This is a genomic window from Sphingomonas daechungensis, from assembly GCF_039543105.1.
GTDB classification, from domain to species: Bacteria; Pseudomonadota; Alphaproteobacteria; order Sphingomonadales; family Sphingomonadaceae; genus Sphingomicrobium; species Sphingomicrobium daechungense.
Genome location: NZ_BAABJC010000001.1, coordinates 1803503 through 1823743, shown reverse-complemented (window position 1 = coordinate 1823743; position 20241 = coordinate 1803503). Strand labels below are relative to the sequence as shown.

The following is a 20241-nucleotide window of genomic DNA, read 5'->3' as shown; positions in this document are numbered from 1 at the left end:
CTTTAGAGTGGGCTTTCGACCCATTGCTGCCGCTAGCTGTCGGAGAGTCTTGCGGCAACAGCTGGCAATGGGCACCTTAACCGAATGGTGGCCTCAGAGCAGTCAGCCGAAGGGCGCGTCCAGCACCTCGTTGAGACGGAATATCGGCATTTTGAGGCCGACACGCCGAAAGTGATCGAGGGTTGCCCATGTTGCCTCGACAGCGAAGGCGCTGACGCCTTGCTAACGAACTCATTGCGACATTTAACTACGAGGAACTCTGGTCGTATGTCTCAGGCGTATTCTTCACCCTGGGAAGCGAGCTCGACTTTAAATACTTACTTCCGCGCATCATGGACATCGCAGCCAATGACCCGGCAGGTTTGATCGACCCCGAGATCGTCTTGGGGAAAGTTGGACTAGCTGGTTGGCGAAGTTGGCCCGCTCGTGAGCGCAAGATCATCGAGGATTATGTAGACGCCTGGTTCGAACTCGCGCTCATGCGCGATATGGCAGATGCCGAAGAGGGTTGGCTTGGCTCAGAGGCCGAGGGCGTACTATGCGGAGCTGCCAGAGCAGGCATGACGATATCGGGCTTGATCTCGCGATTACAGGAACCCGATGGTGCACCCGTCCTCAAATGATCTGGCCGACCGATTTCCTGTTAGGTTGTCGGCCTTCTGGGAGGACGCGCCTGAGGGCCTCGAAGAGCTGTCGAGAGTGATCAGTCACAAACCGTCGTAGCGTCCGCTTTCCACCCAAACCTGCCGCTAGCGCAACACTATCTGGCGACCCATGCCAACCGGCTCAGTGGAGCTTGAGCTTGGGCCTCACCACGATGTTCACGCGGCCGATCAGGATCAGGATCGCGCCTCTCAGAAAGCCGTGAATCGCCAACAGGTGCATCCGGTAGAGCGACTTGTAGACGAAGCGAGCGATCCGGCCTTCGACGGCGATCCGGCCGCCGATCAGGTTCCCCATCAAGCTGCCCACGGTCGAAAAGCGGGACAGCGACACCAGGGAACCGTGATCGTGATAGCGAAAAGGGATCAATTCCCGCCCACGCATGAGGCGGATCAGGTTGCGATAGGTTGCTGATGCCATCTGGTGCGCCGCCTGAGCGCGCGGCGGAACCGGCTTCCCGTCGGGAAGCTCGCAGAAGCAGCAATCGCCGATCGCGAAGATCCTGTCGTCGACCGTGGTCTGAAGCGTCGGACGAACGACGATCTGGCACCGCGCGTTCGTTTCCAGGCCGTCGAGCGAACCCAGGAAATCCGGCGCTTTGACGCCGGCGGCCCAGACCTGGAGGTGGCCTGGAATGACCTCGCCTTCGTCCGTGATCATCTCATGCGCCCGCGCCTCGACGATGCGGGTCGCCGGTCGGACGGAAACACCCAGCGCCTCGAGCTCCTCATGGGCGGCCGCGGCTAGCTTTTCCGGAAGGGCGGGAAGGATGCGCGGGCCCGATTCCAGCAAGGTCACCTGAAGCCGCTTTTCGTCGAACACCTCGAGCCCGTAATGTCGAAGCGCCGAGGCGCTGTTGTAGAGCTCGGCGGCAAGCTCGATCCCGGTCGCTCCGCCGCCGACCACCGTCACGCAGACATGCTCATCGGCCTCCGCATCGGCGCTCATCGTCCGTGAAACGCGCAGGCACTGGTTCAGCAGGCGGTGGCGGAAGGCATCGGCCTGTTCGCGATCGTCGAGGAACAGGCAATGCTCCCGCACGCCCGGGACATTGAAGTCGTTGGTCACCCCTCCGACCGCGAGCACGAGATAGTCGTAGCGGATGGCATGCGCGGCCATAAGCTCGGTGCCGTCCACGTCGACCAGGGGCGCGACGATGACTTTCCGCCGCTTGCGGTCGAGCGACTGGAGCGAGCCAAGAAAGAAGCGGTAACCCCAGCGGTGGCCGTGACTCCGGTACCCGACTTCGTCGAGATTGGCGTCGAGCGAACCCGCCGCGACCTCGTGAAGCAGCGGTTTCCAGATGTGCGTGAGGTTGCGCTCGATCAGAACGATGTCGTGATTCTTGCGACCGAACCGGGCGCCCAGCAGGCGGGCGAGCTCAAGGCCGCCGGCGCCACCGCCGACAATCACGATCTGCGTCTTTCGCGCCTTGGCGGTTGGCTGGTCGGCTAGCACGCCTGATGGGACTCGATGTTTACCGGGCGGCTTTCAACCTAGTGTGAACATTTGTCAGGCCGCAGACGATGAGGCTACAGGATCGCCTCGCGCGCCATTTCCTCGAGTTTTGCCATCAGGGCTCGATGCGGGAACGGCCCATGACTGATCCGGGCCACGCCCGCGCTCGCCCATTCCTGCTTCGGCGGCGCGCCGGGGAAGGCGATTACGTTGAGGGGCAACGGAACCTCGCGGACGACCCGTTCGATCTGCGCGGAGTTCGATAGCCGGGGCACGAAGAAGCCGCTTGCTCCGGCATCGGCGAACGCCTTGCCGCGCTCCACGACCTGATCGATCAACGCGTCGTCATGTTCCTGCGTTTTGAGGAGCAGATCCGTCCGCGCGTTGATGAAGAAATTGTCGCCGACCTGCCGCCGGATCGCGGCGATCTTCTCAACCTGTTGGGCGAGCGGGTGAAGACCCTCCCCGCCAATGACCTGGTCTTCGAAGTTGCAACCCACGGCACCCATGTGCGCCAGCCGCCAGACGTTGCGGCCGACCGTGTCCGGATCCGTGGAATAGCCGCTTTCGAAGTCGACCGTCAGCGGAAGGGTGGTGGCGTCGACGATCCGCGCCGCATTGGCGAGCGCGAAGTCGATCGGGACCTTCTGCCCGTCCGGCCATCCGTTCGCGTCGGCGACGGGATGACTGCCGGTCGCCAGCGCCTTCGCTCCCGCCTCTTCGACGGCGTGCGCGCTTCCGACGTCCCAGATGTTGTACAGGATAACCGGATCGCCCGGGACGTGAAGCGCCAGAAAGCGCTCGAATTTCTCAGTCATTGTCGCCGCTCCTGCCAGAGTCGTCCGTACAGGCCCCGTAGCACTTGTCCCGGCCCGATACAGCGCAACCAACTCAGGGTTCAGCGCGTTTGCGGAATCAACAGAGGGGTCGATGTATGACGCGTAACACTGTGTGTATCCCGCTGGCGGCGCTTGTCCTGCTTGCCGGCTGTAAAACCAACGATGTGACCGATGGAGTGCGGAGCGCCGGGAGCGCTGTCGCGGACGGTGCGCAAAGCGCGGTCGGCGCCGGCGTGTCGCTGGTCAATGTCGATTTGCGCAATGTTCTCAATGATCTTGCGCTCGACCTGAAGATCGACCGATCCAACATCCCGATCAACGCCCAGATCCCGATCACGGTCGCAGCCAACGTCTGCGGCGTGTCGATCAACATCCTGTCGATCGGCGGCGGCGGTTCCAGCCAGAGCTGCACGGCGACCACGAGCTCCCCGGAGCTCGCACAAGCGGTTCAGCAACAGCTTGCCGCCAATGGCTCGGTCGGCGGCGGGGCGCAGACGACGACAAGCGCGCAAGGCACAAGCGGCAGCGGGACGACAACGACCCCGCCGCAGCAGCAACCCACAACCCAACCCCCACAGTAGCTTTCCGGGAGGACTATCATGTTGAAATCGTGGCTTTTGGCCGGCGCGGTCGCGTCGGCGACGCTCCTTGCCGCCTGCAAGACGAATGACACCGCACCCCAGAGCGCGTCAGACGGCAGTGCTGGCACGACTGCCGGCACCGGGACGACAGGAGGCACGGGCGCCGGAGACGGCGGCAGCGGCACTTCCACCGGGGGGTCGGGAAGCATTCCGACGCTGGTGAACGTGAACCTGCAGAACGTCCTCAACGACCTTTCCGTGTCGTTGCAGGTCAACCGCAACTCGATTCCCGTCACCGCCCAGGTGCCTGTGGATGTCGCGGCAACGGTGTGCGGAGTCTCGGTCGATGCCCTCGCGGCCTCTGTCGCGAGCGGCAACGCCACTTGTACTGCGACCACTACCAGTCCGCAGCTGACGCAAGTCGTCCAGCAGCAAATCTCCACGGGCGGGAACGTCGGCGGAGGCGATCAGACGACCACGACTCCACCGCCGCCAGGAAACTAAGATTTCGGCGGTGGAACAGAAAACATCTGTAAGCGTATTGCTCACTTCGAGAAGATGAGGCTACCTCAGGCATCTCGTGTCAAAACAGGGAATGAACTGATGAAGAAGATTTCGACCGCTTTCGCAGTGGCCCTCGGCGTCGCTGCTCTCGCAGCTTGTAACCAGAGCCCGCAGGAGCAGGCCGCCGACAACATCGAGGCAAACGCCGAGAACACGGCCGATGCCATCGAAGCCAATGCTGACGATGTTCCGGGTGTCACCCTGAACGAGACTGCCGACAACGCCGCCGACGCAGTTCGCGCCGAGGGCGAGAACGCTGCCGATGCAGTTCGCAACGGCGCCGACGCTGACGGCAATAGCGCGAATTAATTTCGCTCAAGCCGCGCGCACGCACGCGGTTTGAAAGGGGCGCTCCGAACGGGGCGCCCCTTTTTTTTATGGGCTGGGTTCTAGTGGACGAACCGGGCGACGACGTCGCGATAGGACCGGGACACTTTCACCTGCGCACCCGAATCGAGCACCAGGAAGCATTCCCCGTTGGTGTGGGGCTTCACCTGGCGGACGAGGTCGAGGTTGACGATGGTCGAGCGGTGCACGCGCTGGAAACGGCGGGGGTCGAGCCGCTTTTCGAGATCCTTCATCGTCTCGCGCAGGATCAAAGTGTTCTCGCCGGTCTGGATGCACATGTAGTCCCCGGCAGCATCGATCCGCTCGATCGTGTCGACGTCGACGCGGAAGATCTGCCCCTGGTCCTTGATGTTGATCATCTTCTCGTAGCGGTCGGGTGCGTGGCCCTCCGGCGTCCCCGCTTCGGCCAGTTCCTCCGCCGCTTCGGGAGCATGTTCGGCCAGCGCCTCCTTCAGGCGCCCGGCCTCCTCGGCGCTTCTCTTTTCCGATAGGCGCTGTCGAACCCGGTCGAGCGTCGCCGCAAGCCGGTCTTCCTCGACCGGCTTCATGAGGTAATCGACCGCCTGCGCCTCGAACGCGCGGAGGGCGTGGTCGCCATAGGCCGTGACGAACACGAACAGTGGCGGCTCGACGTCCATCAGGCCCTGGATGACGGAAAATCCGTCGAAGCCGGGCATCTGGATGTCGAGGAAGACGAGGTCCGGCTTGTGGGTCTTGATGGCCCTGATGGCCTCACGCCCGTTGGCCGCAGTGGCGACGACTTCGACGTCGTCGTGAGCCTCGAGCCGGAGCTGAAGCCCCTGGGTCGCCAGCGGCTCGTCGTCGACGAGCACGGTGCGAATGGTCATGTGTCCTTGTCTCCGGTTTCGTAGGGAATTTCTACAATAACGCTGAACCCCCCTTTGTCGTTCTCTTGAGTCGCAAAACCATGGGCAGGACCATAGGCCTGCGTCAGACGGTCTCGAATGTTCGCCAGTCCGACGCCGGTCGACGGGCTCGCCGACAAGTCCGCACCCTCGGCCGATCCGTTGTCGGCCACTTCGATCCTCACGCCCTGCCCCTGCCGGGTCGCGTTGATCCAGATGTCGGCCCCGTCCTCGCTCGGCGTCACCGCATATTTGATCGCATTTTCGATCAGCGGCTGGAGCAACAGCGATGGCAAGCGGGCGCCGATCGTTTCCGGCTCAATCTTGAAATGGGGACGGAGCCGGTCCTCGAAGCGCATCTTTTCGATCTCGAGGTACAGCTTCAAAGTCTCCACTTCCTGGGCCAGGGTCACCTTCGCGGTCGGCTCATTGGCCAAGGTATAGCGAAGGAAGGATGACAGCCGCGCAAGCATCGCATTCGCCCGCTCGGTCTGCTTCAGAAGCACCAATGTGGAGATTGAGTTGAGCGTATTGAAGAGGAAGTGAGGATTGAGCTGGTAGCGCAGCATCGCCAGCTGGGCGGTCGAAGCCTGGCTTTCCAGCCGCTCGCGCTGCTTGATCTCACTTTCCAGCAGGAGGAAATAGTTGATCCCGTAATAGAGCGCGGCCCAGGCCGCGAGTAAAGCGAAGTCGAGAAGGATCGCGCTGAGGTAGGTGCGCGGTCCAAGCTCCAGGTTCGGCTTCAGGAAGGTCGCGACGCTCCAGGTCTCGATGATCGAGAAGGCCGTCGCGGCGAGGACAACCACGGCGAGCGACAGGACCAGGGTCCAGATCGGCTTCATCGCGATCAGCCGCCGGAACAGCGACGCCATCAGCAGGGTCAAAGAATAGCCGGTGGCCGTCAGCAGTGCGGTGTGCACCAGCCAGACGAGGCCCATGCTGTTCGAGAAGCCTGACAAAGACCGCAGGATGAAATAGCCGGTCCAACCGGCGCTCTGGAGGATCCAGAAGGCACGGTTCTTGTCATCGAAGAACGGCTGGTCGAGACCGACGCCCGCCATCAGCGGCTGGGCGGGCGAGCGGGCGGCGGCCATGCCGGCTTGCTGTTTCAATGCTGCGCTATCGGTCGCCATTGCCGGTTGGGATATAGAGGGGCAATTCAGCCATTGCGAGCAAAGGCAGGAAGCGGCAATCCGGTCCGCCACGGGAGAGACACGGATGAACGAACATGCTCCGCGCGCGAAGTTTCGCAGCATGGACCAAGGTACGGCGGAAGACTGGGCAACCATCGGGAGCCATTTCTTCCCCTTTGCCCAGGGTCTCGCCGACCGCGTGCTGACCCACCTGAAGCTGCTCGACGGCGACTATGGCGGCTTCCCGATCGACCGCCTCCAGCACTCCCTGCAGACCGCGACTCGCGCTCATCGGGGCGGCGAATCCGAGGACTATGTGGTGATGGCGCTGCTTCATGACATCGGCGACACGCTCGGGACCCTCAACCATCCCGACATTGCGGCGGCCATCATCAAGCCCTTCGTCGATGAGAAGCTGCACTGGATGTGCGAGCACCATGGCATCTTCCAGGGGTATTACTTCTTCCATTACCTCGGAATGGACCGCGACATGCGGGAGCAATTTCGGGGCCATCCGCACTTCGAGGATACTGCCCGGTTCTGCGAGATTTACGACCAGACAGCGTTCGACGAAGCGTATGACACGGCACCGCTCGACTTTTTCGAGCCGATGGTGCGGCGCTTTTTCTCGGCACCGAAGCGGTCGATCTACGTTAGCACCGCCGAATAAGGACCCTACATGAGCTTTGTACGTACGGCCGTTGCGGCGGCCGCAATCATTGTTGCGGGCTGCAACTCATCGCAAACCAATACGGCCATGAACGCCGCCGATAATCAGACCGAAGCCAGTATCGCGCCGGTCCTCGAAACTGCCGATGCCAAGGACTCAGCCAGCTACGCCCGTCCGTTGGAAGCGCGCGTCCACCACGTCGCGCTCGACCTCAACGTCGATTTCGAGACGAAGCGTCTAGGCGGCACTGCGACCCTCGACATCGATCGCAAGCCGGACGCGAAGGAGATCGTCCTCGACGATAAGGGCCTGGAAATCGCCAGCATCACCGACGGCTCCAACCAGCCGCTCGACTACAAGGTCGGTCCGTCCGATCCCAAGCTAGGCTCTCCGCTCGCGATCTCGCTGCGCCCGGACACCGACCGGTTGATCATCAAGTACAAAAGCGCTCCGGATGCTGGCGCGCTGCAGTGGCTGACCCCGGAGCAGACCGCGGGGAAGAAAATGCCCTACCTGTTCAGCCAGGGCCAGGCGATCGAGAACCGGAGCTGGATTCCAACCCAGGACTCACCCGGCATCCGCCAGACGTGGGAAGCGACGATCCACGTTCCGGCGGGTCTGACGGCGGTCATGAGCGCCCCGAAGGCGGCCGAGCCGATGACCCAGGGCGGCGAGAGCGTCTTCACCTACAAGATGGATCACAGTGTCGCTCCGTACATGATCGCAATCGCGGTCGGAGACCTCGCCTTCAAGCCGCTCGGCAAGCGAACCGGCGTCTGGACCGAGCCGGCCATGCTCGATCGTGCCGCGGCAGAGCTCGCGGACACTGAGAAAATGGTCGAGGCTGCCGAGACGCTCTACGGGCCCTATCGCTGGGGTCGCTACGACGTCCTCGTCCTACCGCCAGCTTTCCCATACGGCGGCATGGAAAACCCGACTCTGACGTTCCTGACGCCGACCTTCATTGCGGGCGACAAGAGTCTCGTCGGCCTTGTTGCTCACGAGCTTGCACACAGCTGGTCCGGCAATCTCGTCACGAATGCCAATTGGAGCGACAGCTGGCTCAACGAAGGGGTCACTTCCTACTTCGAGAATCGGATCATGGAGGCGCTCTACGGCCCTAAGCGAGCCGCGCAGGAAGCTGCGCTCAGCTTCGACGAGATGGAGAAAGCGTTCGCCGAAGAGGGCATTAATGGCCCCAACACGCAACTTCACCTAAGCCCGAAGGAAGGTGTGCCCGATGGAGGCGCAGGCGGAATTATTTACGATAAGGGCGCCGTCTTCCTGCGAACGATGGAAAAGATCGTCGGCCGCGAGAAATGGGACGCCTATCTGCACTCATACTTCGACCGTCACGCCTTCCAGCCGATGACTTCCGCCTTGTTTTTGGCCGATTTGCGGGAAAAGCTGGTCAAGGGCGACAAGGCCCTCGAGCAGAAGCTTCAACTCGACAATTGGCTCTATAAGCCGGGCCTGCCCTCGAACGTCGCACGGCCCGATCCGGCCGCGTTCGCGGATGTGGACAAGGCCGTTTCCGCATTCACCGTCGGGGGACCGGTGCCAGCAGGCTTCAGCAGCTGGACGACGGCCGAAAAACTGCGATTCCTCAACAAGTTGCCTCGGAAGCTGCCGACTGCCCGGCTCGACCAGCTGAACAAGACGCTCAAATTGAACGACGCCGGCAACCAGGAAGTCCTGTTCGCCTGGCTCGATCTGGCCATTCGCAACCGATACGACCCTGCGGTCCCGGCGCTCGAGCATTTCCTGACTTCGCAGGGCCGACGCAAATTCGTGCGTCCGTTAATCCAAACTCTGGCCTCGGATAACGCGTGGGGGCGGCCCATCGCGGCACGCGTCTACAAGGTTGCGAGGAGCTCCTATCACCCCATTACGCAGAGGGATTTGGACAAACTTAAATTAGGCAGTTGAGAGCTACGTCTTAACCGCGTCTCAACCCTCTTCGGCTACCGCTTGCTTAGACCAGAAGTAGCGAGCGCAATGTACGAAGCTCCCGACCGTTATAAGCGGATGATTTCAGCGCGCCTGCCGGACGGCGAGTCCCTCGGGCTCGCCAGCGATCCGTCGGACAACGCCAGTACTCCGCTTAAGGACGTCCAGTTGATTTCCAGGGCGCAGCTCGCGCCCTTTTTCGCCGCCGCGAACATCGTTGCTGCGCTGATGATGGCCGCTGCCCTCTGGGGCGACGTCGATGAAATGCTCGTGGTTCCGTGGGCCTTGGCTGTTGCGGGGATCAACCTCCTCGCGCTTCACATCGCCAAGACCCAGGCGATCACGCACATCGGCAGGTCGGGACGACGCGTCCCCGACTGGATGATGATCGGCGAAGTCGTCCTTCGTGCGGCAGTCTGGCTGTCACTTCCGCTCTACGTTTTCGTCGGTCTTCCACCGGGCGGGCAGGTCATCGCGGCATCGATCGCTGCGGGCCTCGGCGTCGCCGGGCTCGGCCTTGTAGTCCATCCGCGCTCAGTGATTGGATGGATGTCGACGTTTACGGCAGGCCTGGCTGCGGCACTTCTACTCGGCCGCAACACGGTGCCGTTCCAGCACATGCTTTCGATCCTGTTCACACTTGGCGTGTCGATTTTCGGTGTCCTCAACGTCGCCCGCTGGGCCTTCGAGCAATTGAAGACCAACGCGACGTTCAGCGCCCAGAGCGAAAGTGCCAGCCTTTTGCTGCAGGAATATGAGCAGCGCGGCGTGGGTTGGCTCTGGCAGGTCGATGCGGAAAATCGCGTCACCTACATCAGCTCGCGAATGACGGCCTTGCTGGGACGCCCCGCCAGCCAGTTGCTCGGCCACTCGATGCCCTCTTTGCTCGGCGGTCATGCGGAGCTGGGCCGCAAGCTGCTCGAGAAGCAACCCTTCAATGCGCTCGACATGGAATTGCAGACGGCCCGCGGGCCTCGCTGGATCTCGATCGCGGGCGACCCCATCATTGATACCGCTGGCCGCTTCGAGGGCTTCCGCGGCGTCGGCAGCGACATCACGGAGATGCGCCAGACGCAGGAGCGCCTGACCCACCTCGCCAACATGGATGTGCTTTCCGGCCTGCCCAACCGCGGTCGCGTTCGTCAGCTTCTCGGCGACGCCCTGCGCCAGGCGACGGCGAACAACACCCCTTGCGCGATCCTTTTTCTCGATCTGGACGGCTTCAAGCCGGTCAACGACACGTTCGGCCACCCGAAGGGCGACGCCGTCCTGCGCGCCGTTGCCAAGCGTCTGGTCGATGAAGTCGGCGCCGACGGGCACGTCGGCCGCATGGGCGGCGACGAGTTCGCCATCGTCATCACCGACGCCCAGAGCCGCAAGCTGGTCGAGCAACTTTGTGATCGCATCATCGTGTCGATCAAGGAGCCCTACATGATCGACCAGACCGAGATCCGCATCGGCGTCTCGGTCGGCTGCGCCTTCGGCCCAATCGACGGCGCCACGGTCGACGACCTGATCCTCAAGGCCGACCTTGCGCTCTATCAGGCGAAGGACGCCGGACGCGGCGTCGCGCGCTACTTCTCGTCCGAATTGCAGTCGGAACAGGAAGACCGCGTTCGTCTGGAACAGGATCTCCGCCAGGCGGTCACCTCCAAGCAGTTCCACCTCGCATTCCAGCCTCTGGTCAGCGCCAAGAATCAGAAGCTCGTCGGATTCGAGGCCCTTATCCGCTGGAACCACCCACAGCGAGGGTTCGTGCCGCCGGGGGTCTTTATCCCGGTTGCCGAGGAATCGGGCCTGATGGTTCAAATCGGCGAATGGGTCATCGACGAGGCTTGCCGCGCCGTCGCCACCTGGCCGGACCCGATCACCGTCGCGCTGAACATCAGCCCGAAGCAGATCGTGCTTCCGTCACTCCCGAACGTCGTCAGCGAGGCTCTCGCCCGTTGGAAAGTACCGGGCAACCGCATCGAGCTGGAAGTGACCGAAGGCGTGTTCCTTGGCGACAACGGGCCAACGCTAGACGTCATGAAGCGGCTTCGCGCGCTGGGCGTCGGCATTGCGCTCGACGACTTCGGCACCGGCTATTCGTCGATCGGCTATCTGAACAAGGCGATCTTCCACAAGCTGAAGATCGACGGCAGCTTCGTCCGCGATTGCGGCTCGCGGCCCGAAAACGTCGCGATCATCAAGTCGATTGTCCAGCTGGCCAAGAGCTTCCGCATGTCGGTGACCGCGGAAGGCGTCGAGACTGCCGAAGATTTCGAGCGGATGCGCGAACTCGGCTGCGACACGATCCAGGGCTACTTGTTCGGCAAACCTCTGTCTTATGAGCGAGCGAACCAGATGGTGGTTGGATTGGGCGCCAAGAGGATGGCGGGCTGATCAATAGCGAGCGAGGATGAATTCCCGCGCGCGTTCATATTCGTACGGCGTCACCCTCCCGTCACCGTCGCCATCTGCGAGGTCCTTGAACGCAAGCGCGGCCGGCTGGGCCTCCTCGATCGAAATCCGGCCGTCGCCATTGGTATCGAACGTTCGCCTGGCCCACTGGTCTAGCACCCAGTCGCGCTCGAACAGCTCGACCGCATGAGGGTTGAGCGAGGCCGGCGCTGGCGCAGGTTGAGTCGCGACTGAGAGGACCGTGAGAAGCAACCCAACCATGAAACGCTAAACGCAGAGCCGCTCGCGTTGCTCCCGGCTGTTGACTTGGAGGGCTGCCGGACGGACACGGCAGCCTGGAGAGGGGCGGAAACAGTGGCGAGCGGCGGCGCGACACCGATAGTCCATATCGGCTTTCCGAAAGCCGCTAGCACCTGGTTCCAGAAGAGCTTCTTCCCCTGCGTAAAATCGCCGCGCTACGTCAACCGTGCGCTGGTCAATGCCGCACTTCTTGACGCCAATGCGCTGACCTTTGATCCCGCCGCGGCGCTCGCGACCCTTGGGCTAACAAGGGGTGAGGCCGGCATTCTCTCGGAGGAAGGGCTGTGCGGCTACCAGCATAATGGTGGCATCGACGGCATCGTCACCAAGGAATTTGCGCATCGGATCAAAGCGACATTCCCGGACGCCCGCATCGTGATCATGCTCCGGTCGCAGACTAGCGTGATCGTCTCTCTCTACCAGCAGTATATCCGCGCCGGCGGCACCTTCAGCGCCACTCGCTTCCTGTTTCCCAAACTCTATCTGCAGCGGCCTGAAGTGGTGACCTACAAGCAGCCGCGTTTCGACGTCGACTTCTTCCTCTATTCGAGGATCGTCGCGCTCTACGACGATCTGTTCGGACGCGAAAACGTTCACGTCTTCCTGTTCGAGGATTTCCGTCGCGGTGGCATGGATTTCCTGCGCGAGTTCGCAGCAGAGCTCCGGCTCAACGTCGATTGGGAAAAAGTCTCGCTGGAACCGCGCCTGCGCGGCTATGGCGCTCCGCTCGCCTGGATCGCCCGCGGCCTCAATCTCTTCACCCGTCGCTCGGTCCTCGACAAGCACTACCTCGTGAACATTCCGGGCTGGTATCGGCCGCGCCGGAAGATCCTCGAAGCACTCAACCGAACGGGACTGTTCGGGAAGCCGCCCAAGCTGAGCGACCTCATCGGCAAGGATGCTGCGGGGAAACTGGAATCCCATTTCGCGCGAGACAATGCGCTCCTTGCCGAGCGGCGCGGACTGCCTCTGGCCGAGCTCGGCTATCCCATGCCTGCCGGTCAGGCGGAGAGCATCGCCTTCAAGTCCGATACCGTCGCGATCGCAGAATAGTCGGAATCGCTCCGGACCAGCCGAACCTCGAGCGGCGACGGGGCTACCTCTTTTGCGACTGCGGCGGCCCAGACATCGTGCCACGTTTCGAGGAACGATGGATTCTCATACTGCCTGAGGATCACCGCATGCCTCTTCCTGCCCTTTTTCGAATTCGGCTCTGCTCCCGGCGACTGGAGGCGCTTACGAAGGGTGTCGGGGTCGTTGGCAAGCGTAATCGAAGTCACGCGTTTGGCTGACGATAGCAAATGGAACGCAGGGTCGCGGGGATGTGCATGGAGAGGCCGGTCGAAGGGCCGCAGAATGTCGTAGTGGTAAATCAGCGTCTCGTGGCGGCCGGTTCGAAGTCCATCGACATCGTTTGCGGAGGCCACGGAGAAGTCGCCTTCAATTCCAAACCGCGCGCGCAATTCCTTCGACGACTTGAGCCGCTCGATGAAGGTCGACTTGCCGACCCCGGTCACGCCCGCAACCACGACCAGATGGTCGATCTGTCGCCGGCGCGCTTCGACGATCCACCGGCCTTTGAAGCTCGACGGATGGAAGCGAACCGGCTCGAACGCTTTCGAATGACCGTTGACGATCACCGACATCGCCTTCTTCGTGAAGGTGAAAGTGCGATCGGCGGCGCGGGTGCTCTTCGACGTATCGCCGAGAAGGACGAGCGGCGCGTTCGTCGCGCCCCATAGCGAGAAAATATTCGCGACCTTCATCACCTCTCGCGCCTTCACCGGCGCGACCTCGAGATAGAAGCGGTCGCGGGTCATCGACATGATCTTCCGGATCGCCCCGATCGGCTCATAGAGATGGTGAAGCACGTTGAGGCAGAGCACGACGTCGAACGATTTCGGCTCGGGGACATAATCCTCGAAATCCGCTTCAATATACTCCGCGGGCAGGTTCATCAGTCGCGCAATCTCGCGAGCGTGCCGGATGCGCTCCGGCGACGTTTCGAGCCCGGTGGCGCCCGCTGCACCATGCTTCAGCGCTTCCAGGCAGAAATGCCCGAGCGAAGAGCCGATATCGAGCAAAGTCAGCCCTTCAAGGCCGCTTCCGAACAGCAGCGAGTCCATGGACGTGCGCTGGTATCCGCCGGTCCCCTGCCCCTCGCCGAAATCGATATTCTGATACTTCACATGCTCTGACTGAAGGAGCTTGGCGATCTCCTGGTCACGCTGCGTCTGGTCCAAAGTCCCGGCCTCGCTGAAATGTGGCCGCCTCGTATGACCGTGCTTTGCCGAGGGCAAGGTTGGGGACAATCGACGTTCGGGACGAACAGAGCCGCTGCGCTGTTGTAGAATTGGCTTCGGGCCTTATGATTCCAGCCTGTCGGGGGCAGAGCGACATGTGTGGAATAGCGGGATGGTATAGACGCTCCGGCCGAGCGGTCTCCAGCGCTGTCGTGAAGCGGCAGTGCGACACCATCTATTCGCGTGGACCTGACGATTACGGCGTGACGGTCGATGGCGATTTCGGCTTCGGCATGCGCCGCCTCAGCATCATCGACATCGAAGGCGGCCACCAGCCGATGCGGACCGAGGACGGCCGCTACTCGATCGTTTTCAACGGGGAGATTTATAATCACCTCGAGCTTCGGCCGGAGCTGGAGCGGCGCGGCGCCAGGTTCCGCACCCACAGCGATACAGAAACAATCCTTCAGGCTTTTGTGTGTTGGGGCAACGACGCATGGGGCCGCCTTGACGGCATGTTCGCAATCGCAATCTGGGATCATGCCGATCGCCGGCTGACGCTCGCCCGCGACCCGCTGGGAATCAAACCCCTGCTCATCACCGAGCAGGAAGGCGGCATTGCCTTTGCCTCCGATCTCCGCGCGCTTCGAGTGCTTCCTGGTCATCGCTGGGAGCTCGACGACCGGGCAGTTCACGACTTCTTCTGCTACGGTTACGTTCAACCGCCCCGATCGATTTTCCACAACGCGCGGAGCCTCGGTCCCGGTCAATTCATGGAAGTCGACCGGTCGAGCAGCAATGCAAAGACCTATTGGCAACCGCGCTTCAATGTCCGCCACAATCTGACTGAAGGCGAATGGATCGAAGAAACCCGAAGCAGGGTACTCGCCACCGTCAAAAGCCACATGCTTGCCGACGTGCCGGTCGGCGCTTTCCTGTCAGGGGGGATCGACTCCAGCGCGATCACCGCAGCGATGGTTCGAGTCGCGAACACGCAGGTCAAGGCCTTCACTCTGGGCTTTCCCGGAACGTCGATTGACGAAAGCGCGTCGGCGGCGCGGATCGCCAGGGACCTCGGTGTCGAGCATCATGTCCTGCCGCTGGAGCCGGCGGCAGCGGGCGACGTGCTTCCACAAGTCCAGGCCGATTTCGACGAGCCATGCGCAGCGACTGCGGCGGTTCCAATCTGGCACCTGTCCAAATTCGCGCGAGAGCAGGTAAAGGTCGTTCTCTGCGGCGAGGGCTCCGACGAGATTTTCGCCGGCTACAAGCGACAGCGGACCGCTCTCCTCGCATCCCGCCTCGCGCCTTTGCTCAACGGCCCGCTCCATCTCGGCGACTTGATCGACGCACTGCCCAGGAGCGGCCTTGCGCGCTGGAACTACCAGGTTCAGAGCGCCCGCCGCTTCCGCCAGTCGGCGCTGCTCGAGAACAATCTCCAACGCTATATCGCGGCGACCGAGATCTCGACGCCGGGAGTACGATCCCGGCTTTACGCGCCGTCCTTCTGGAAAGAACAGGAAGGGCCCGCGAGCTACCAGAAGCTGGAGGCGGAATATTTCCTGCCCGAGCACCGTGCGCTGTCCCCGCTTGAGCAGCTGATGCTCGGCGATCTCACCATCCATATGCCCGGGTCGCTGCTGAACCGGCTGGACAAGGGCAGCATGGCGCATTCGCTGGAGGCGCGCGTCCCCTTCCTGTCGCGCGAGTTCGTCGACTGGAGCCTGACGGTACCGCAGGACATGAAACTCCGCGGCCGGGTTGGGAAATACTCGCTCCGCAAGGCGATCGAGCCATGGCTCAACAAGGACCATCTTGACCGCCGCAAGCTGGGTTTCCAGCTGCCTTTCGCCGAATGGTTCCGCGGCGACTTCAGCCGCTTCGCTCGCGAGGCCTGGAACGATAGCGGTGCCCGGCAGCTCGGTTACTTGCAGCCCGATGCGGTCGAACAATTGTTCGACGAGCACGCGCGCGGCGAGGCCAATCACGGCCGCATCCTCTACGCGATCGCCATGTTCAGTTGCTGGTGGCAGCAGTCGATGAGCCAGGGTCAGAGCAAGGCTGCCTAACCCACCATGCTGATCGATCTTCGAACCGCAGAGGGCCTCGGCCCTATCGACGCCGACATCTGCGTGATGGGCGCCGGCGCGGCCGGCATCCCGCTTGCTCGCCGCCTTGCCAAGGGCGGGCTAAAGGTCTGCCTCGTCGAAAGCGGCGGAACGGATTTCGAGCAGGCGACGCAGGATCTCTACCGGGGCGCGAATCTCGGCATGCCCTATTACGACCTGCACGATTCAAGGCTCCGGTTCTTCGGCGGCACGGTCGCGATCTGGGGCGGACGCTGCGCGGTCCTCGACCCGATCGACTTCGAGCAGCGTCCCTGGGTCGAACACAGCGGCTGGCCCATCGACCGAAGGCAGCTAAATCCATATTACCGGCAAGCGAACGCCATCTTCGATGTCGGCGAGTTCAATTACGAACATGATGTGTGGCAGCAGCTTGGGGTCCCCGATCCCGGCCTGGATCCTTCCGAGCTCGACGCGAAGCTATGGCGTTTCGACGAGGAAATGGAGCGGTTCACGGCCGCCCGCGCGCGCGACCTGTTCGAGGTCCCCAACGTCACTGTCCTGCTACACGCCAACGTCACTCAAATCACTACTTCCGAAGCAGGGAGGGCTGTCGTTGGGGTCGAAGTCCGCTCGCTGGAGGGCCGAAGCACGACAATCAGGGCGCGCCGTTACGTACTCGCCTGCGGGGCCATCGAAAATTCGCGCCTTTTGCTCGCCAACGGCATCGGCAATGGTCACGACAATGTCGGCCGCTACTTCATGGAGCATCCCGCCGGCCGCGTAGCGAAGATCGAGACGCGCGAGCCCTATGAGTTGTGGGCGCTGTTCCAGAAGCGCTTCTACCGCGATCGGCCGCCGCTGGCGCCGGCGCTTCGCCTCGCCGACGACGCCCAGCGGAAGCACGAGGTCCTGAACAGCATCGTCACATTCAAGCTGCAACGCGACCCGAAGCACGGCGTGAACATGAGCAGCGCCGTCTACAACAAGCTCCGCCACAACATCTCGCCTGACCGCAAGGGCCGCATGGCCGACCATCTCTATCGGGCCGTGCGCACCGCCTTCCATCGCTCGGTCCGCAATTGGTTCGAGAAGATTCGGGCCAACACCGGGCGCACCCACCTTTACGCGATCACGCGCGGTGAGCAGGCGCCAAACCCAGAAAGCCGCGTCATTCTTTCAGGCGAACGCGACGCGCTCGGGTCACCGCGCGCCGATCTCGTGTGGAAGCTGAGCGACATCGACAAACGTACCGCCCGGATATTCCCCGATGTCATGGACCGCGAGCTGCGCCGTCTCGGCAAAGGTAGCGCGACGCCGACCGAGTGGCTGTCCGACCCCGACCCGCAATGGCCGATCGACTACACCGTCGGGAACCACCCCTTCGCAAACTACCACCAGCTCGGCGGCACGCGCATGAGTAGCGACCCGGCGAAGGGCGTCGTGGACGGCGACTGCCGGGTCCACGACGTCGAGAACCTTTACGTTGCCGGCGGATCGATTTTCCCGACCAGCGGCTGGGCCAATCCGACTCTGACAATCGTCGCTCTCGCGCTGCGGACGGCCGATCACCTTTTGGCGGAATCAGCCTCGGACTAGCGCCGAGCGCACGGCTTTCGACAGGGCTTCCGCCCGAAACGGCTTGGTGAGCAGCGGAGCGTTGGGTGCGATCCGCTTGATGGAATCGGTTTCGCTGTATCCGGACACGAACAGAATGGGCTGGCCGGGATGGGTCGATAGGATCTTGCTGGCGACGTCGGCCCCCGAAAGACCGGGCATGATGAAATCGAGCACCACCAGATCAGGCACTTCTGACGAGAAGGCGTTCAGCCCAGTCTTGCCGTCTGGAGCCTGGCGAACGACATAGCCCTGGTCGACGAGCGCCTCGGAAATGAATTCCCGAACGTCGGGGTCGTCGTCGATGACGAGGATGCGCTCCGCCGACGTTTGAGGTTCGCCGGCCGGCTCCTCGGAGTCGCCGGCTGTGGCTTTCTCGCCCGGCCCCGCGGCCTTGAAGAACAGGCTGACCGAAGTCCCCTTGCCGGGCTCGCTGACGATCCGCGCGACTCCGCCCGATTGGCGCGCCATCCCGTAGACCATCGACAGCCCAAGGCCGGTGCCCTTGCCGACTTCCTTGGTCGTGAAAAACGGCTCGAAGGCCCGCTCGCGCACGTCCTCGGTCATGCCGGAACCGGTGTCGCTGATGCTCAGCTCGATGTAATCGCCCGGGTCGAGGTCGGTCTCCTGGGTGACAACCACATGCCGCGTCTTGAAGGTCAGCACCCCTCCTTCAGGCATCGCATCGCGCGCGTTGATCGCGAGGTTGAGGACGGCAACCTCGACCTGGGTTGGATCGGCGAGGACCGGCACCATCTCCTCGTCGAGGTCGAACTTCTTCTCGATGCCCGGCCCGAGCACGTTCTTCAGCAGCGGCCGCATATTGTCGATCAGTGGCGCGATGTGCGTCGCGCGGACTTCCAGCCGCTGGACTCGGCTGAAGGCGAGAAGCTGTCCGGTCAGCCGCGCGCCCCGCTCCGCGGCGGTGAGCGCGTTGGTGGCGTAGCGCTTTAGTTTCTCGTCCTCGATCCGCTTGGTCAGGAGATCGAGGCCGCCGACGACCACGGTCAAAAGGTTGTTGAAGTCGTGCGCGATCCCGCCGGTGAGCTGGCCGAGCGCCTCCATCTTCTGGCTTTGCCGGAGCTGCGCCTGGGCAGCCTTCAGCTCGGTGATGTCGCGCGCCTCGAACAATAAATAGATGATTGATCCATCGGTGTCCTTCACCGGCTGGACCGACACGTCGAGGATCGCCGTAGGAAGTCCCGCCCGCTCCATCTGGACTTCGGTCGTGAAGATCCTGCCCTTCGCGGCCTGGGCAATACCCTCCCTCATCACCGCACGATGCTGCGGATAGGCTTTCATCGTCGGCGAATCCCAGAGCTTGAGGCCGATCGCATCGTCGGGATTGGGATGCCGCCAGATCTCGCGGCGATTGTTGACCGCCAGCACCGTGCCGTCGGGCTCCAGCAGCACCATCACCTCGAGAGCGGCTTCGAAGACCGCCCGGAACTGCGCTTCGCGCCGGACCAACTCGGCAGTCCGCTCCTCGACCTGGCGCTTGAGATCGAGTTCGGCCTCCTTCGCGACCGTGATGTCAGTGGCCGCACCGATGAAGCCGGCCAGCTCGCCGTCCGGCGCGTAACGCGGCGACGAAGTGCTTCTCAACCAGCGGTATTCGCCATCGCCGCGCCGGTACCGTCCCTCAAGCGTGAAGGTGCCGCGACCCGCCTCGCCGGCGATCGATTCCTGGACGATCCGGTCATGATCGTCGGGATGGATGCGCTCCCGCCAGTCGAGCGTACGGGCGAGCTCGCGGTCACCACCGACGAAATCGACATAGGCGTCGTTGACGAAGTCGCGGGTGCGGTCGAGGCGGGTCACCCACATCAGGACCGGCGCCTGGTTCGCGATCCGGCGGAAGCGATCCTCGCTCTCGCGAAGGGCTCGTTCCGCTGCGCGTTGCTCGGTCACGTCCTGTACGAGAACGATGACGCCCCGAACCCTTCCAGTGCCATCCGTCCAAGGCATGTAATTGGTCTGGACCGCCAGATTGCCGCGGGTGGGGTGCCTGAAGTCCGTCGCGAAGAACTTGCGTTCCCCCGCGAAGGCGGCCGCAATCAGCGGCTCACGCATGGCCCAGGCTTCTTCGCCGAGCAGTTCCCTGATCGTCAGTCCGAGCAGTTCCAGGCGGGGCCGCTCGAACCAGTCGGCCATGGGCTTGTTCATGAAGCGGTAGCGAAGGTCCTCGCCGATGTAAGCCACCATGACTGGCAGCATGTCGGCGACTGCAAGCATACCGGAGAAGTCGAATCCCCCGCCTGCAAGTTCGATCGGACTGCCCGATTCCGAGGCCGCTTCGGCGCTCGCCTCGCCGGCCTTCGAATTCAACGCCTTACTCGTGTCGGCCATGACTCGACATGCTAGGCCAATCCCCCCTTTCTGCGAAGCAGAACCTGCTCCGCACCACGGCAACAATTCGCGTGATTTCATCCAGTTCCCGGCCTGGCGCGGATTCAGGCAACGGGGCGCGGATCGCCCAATATCGATGAAACCACTGCCGCGGTCACGGCGTTGAGAGCGGTCGAAAGGAAGGATCGGAC

General features: G+C 62.8%; 17 protein-coding genes. 10 read left to right on the top strand and 7 right to left on the bottom strand.

All coding sequences use genetic code 11. The features are described from left to right. Positions 1 to 332 precede the first annotated feature (332 nt). Positions 333 to 623 (top strand): hypothetical protein, encoded by a 291-nt coding sequence (locus ABD928_RS09565; RefSeq protein ID WP_187715378.1) that lies wholly within the window; start codon positions 333 to 335, stop codon positions 621 to 623. 163 nt (positions 624 to 786) lie between these two features. On the opposite strand, the gene ABD928_RS09560 is transcribed toward ABD928_RS09565, so the two are convergent. Continuing rightward, entirely contained in the window at positions 787 to 2121 is a 1335-nt protein-coding gene (locus tag ABD928_RS09560; RefSeq protein WP_187715379.1) for an NAD(P)/FAD-dependent oxidoreductase, read from the bottom strand. 74 nt (positions 2122 to 2195) lie between these two features. Further along, on the bottom strand, positions 2196 to 2939 hold the full coding sequence (locus ABD928_RS09555) for an isocitrate lyase/PEP mutase family protein (protein WP_187715380.1): 744 nt from the start codon (positions 2937 to 2939) through the stop codon (positions 2196 to 2198). A 116-nt stretch (positions 2940 to 3055) separates the two neighbouring features. Here ABD928_RS09555 and ABD928_RS09550 point away from each other — a divergent pair, with 116 nt between their 5' ends. From ABD928_RS09550 to ABD928_RS09540, 3 genes are all read left to right on the top strand, one after another. Then, positions 3056 to 3541 carry a hypothetical protein gene (locus ABD928_RS09550; protein ID WP_187715381.1) on the top strand — a complete coding sequence of 162 codons (486 nt, stop codon included), beginning with the start codon at positions 3056 to 3058 and terminating at the stop codon, positions 3539 to 3541. A gap of 18 nt (positions 3542 to 3559) precedes the next feature. Next, positions 3560 to 4045 carry a hypothetical protein gene (locus ABD928_RS09545; RefSeq protein ID WP_345168277.1) on the top strand — a complete coding sequence of 162 codons (486 nt, stop codon included), beginning with the start codon at positions 3560 to 3562 and terminating at the stop codon, positions 4043 to 4045. Positions 4046 to 4144: 99 nt separating this feature from the next. Next, on the top strand, positions 4145 to 4414 hold the full coding sequence (locus ABD928_RS09540; protein ID WP_187715383.1) for a hypothetical protein: 270 nt from the start codon (positions 4145 to 4147) through the stop codon (positions 4412 to 4414). 80 nt (positions 4415 to 4494) lie between these two features. Here ABD928_RS09540 and ABD928_RS09535 read toward each other — a convergent pair whose 3' ends face one another. Together ABD928_RS09535 and ABD928_RS09530 are read right to left on the bottom strand one after the other, a co-directional pair. After that, positions 4495 to 5301 carry a LytR/AlgR family response regulator transcription factor gene (locus tag ABD928_RS09535; RefSeq protein ID WP_345168272.1) on the bottom strand — a complete coding sequence of 269 codons (807 nt, stop codon included), beginning with the start codon at positions 5299 to 5301 and terminating at the stop codon, positions 4495 to 4497. After that, complete coding sequence (locus ABD928_RS09530; RefSeq protein WP_395622279.1) at positions 5298 to 6413, bottom strand: sensor histidine kinase; 1116 nt, start codon at positions 6411 to 6413, stop codon at positions 5298 to 5300. The genes ABD928_RS09535 and ABD928_RS09530 overlap by 4 nt, the downstream gene beginning before the upstream one ends. A 124-nt stretch (positions 6414 to 6537) precedes the next feature. On the opposite strand from ABD928_RS09530, the gene ABD928_RS09525 reads away from it, so the two are divergent. The 3 genes from ABD928_RS09525 to ABD928_RS09515 all read left to right on the top strand — a co-directional run bounded on the left by ABD928_RS09525 (position 6538) and on the right by ABD928_RS09515 (position 11457). After that, entirely contained in the window at positions 6538 to 7122 is a 585-nt protein-coding gene (locus ABD928_RS09525; protein ID WP_187715384.1) for an HD domain-containing protein, read from the top strand. Positions 7123 to 7131: 9 nt separating this feature from the next. Beyond that, on the top strand, positions 7132 to 9051 hold the full coding sequence (locus ABD928_RS09520; RefSeq protein WP_345168267.1) for a M1 family metallopeptidase: 1920 nt from the start codon (positions 7132 to 7134) through the stop codon (positions 9049 to 9051). Between the two features lie 69 nt (positions 9052 to 9120). Beyond that, a complete protein-coding gene (locus tag ABD928_RS09515) occupies positions 9121 to 11457 on the top strand; it encodes a putative bifunctional diguanylate cyclase/phosphodiesterase (protein ID WP_345168265.1) in 2337 nt (778 codons plus the stop codon). Here the strand turns inward: ABD928_RS09515 and ABD928_RS09510 are convergent, their stop codons facing one another. Further along, on the bottom strand, positions 11458 to 11736 hold the full coding sequence (locus ABD928_RS09510) for an EF-hand domain-containing protein (protein WP_187715387.1): 279 nt from the start codon (positions 11734 to 11736) through the stop codon (positions 11458 to 11460). A gap of 93 nt (positions 11737 to 11829) precedes the next feature. On the opposite strand from ABD928_RS09510, the gene ABD928_RS09505 reads away from it, so the two are divergent. Beyond that, positions 11830 to 12828 (top strand): hypothetical protein, encoded by a 999-nt coding sequence (locus ABD928_RS09505; RefSeq protein ID WP_187715388.1) that lies wholly within the window; start codon positions 11830 to 11832, stop codon positions 12826 to 12828. Here ABD928_RS09505 and ABD928_RS09500 read toward each other — a convergent pair. Then, complete coding sequence (locus tag ABD928_RS09500) at positions 12777 to 14018, bottom strand: class I SAM-dependent methyltransferase (RefSeq protein ID WP_345168261.1); 1242 nt, start codon at positions 14016 to 14018, stop codon at positions 12777 to 12779. The two genes, ABD928_RS09505 and ABD928_RS09500, sit on opposite strands and share 52 nt — an antisense overlap. 125 nt (positions 14019 to 14143) lie before the next feature. On the opposite strand from ABD928_RS09500, the gene asnB reads away from it, so the two are divergent. Both asnB and ABD928_RS09490 read left to right on the top strand, forming a co-directional pair. Continuing rightward, positions 14144 to 16087, top strand: a complete 1944-nt coding sequence (gene asnB / locus ABD928_RS09495; protein WP_345168258.1) for an asparagine synthase (glutamine-hydrolyzing) — start codon at positions 14144 to 14146, stop codon at positions 16085 to 16087. A 6-nt stretch (positions 16088 to 16093) separates the two neighbouring features. Further along, a complete protein-coding gene (locus ABD928_RS09490; RefSeq protein ID WP_187715391.1) occupies positions 16094 to 17683 on the top strand; it encodes an FAD-dependent oxidoreductase in 1590 nt (529 codons plus the stop codon). On the opposite strand, the gene ABD928_RS09485 is transcribed toward ABD928_RS09490, so the two are convergent. After that, a complete protein-coding gene (locus ABD928_RS09485; protein ID WP_345168254.1) occupies positions 17669 to 20050 on the bottom strand; it encodes a PAS domain-containing protein in 2382 nt (793 codons plus the stop codon). The genes ABD928_RS09490 and ABD928_RS09485 overlap by 15 nt on opposite strands. Between the last annotated feature and the right edge of the window lie 191 nt (positions 20051 to 20241).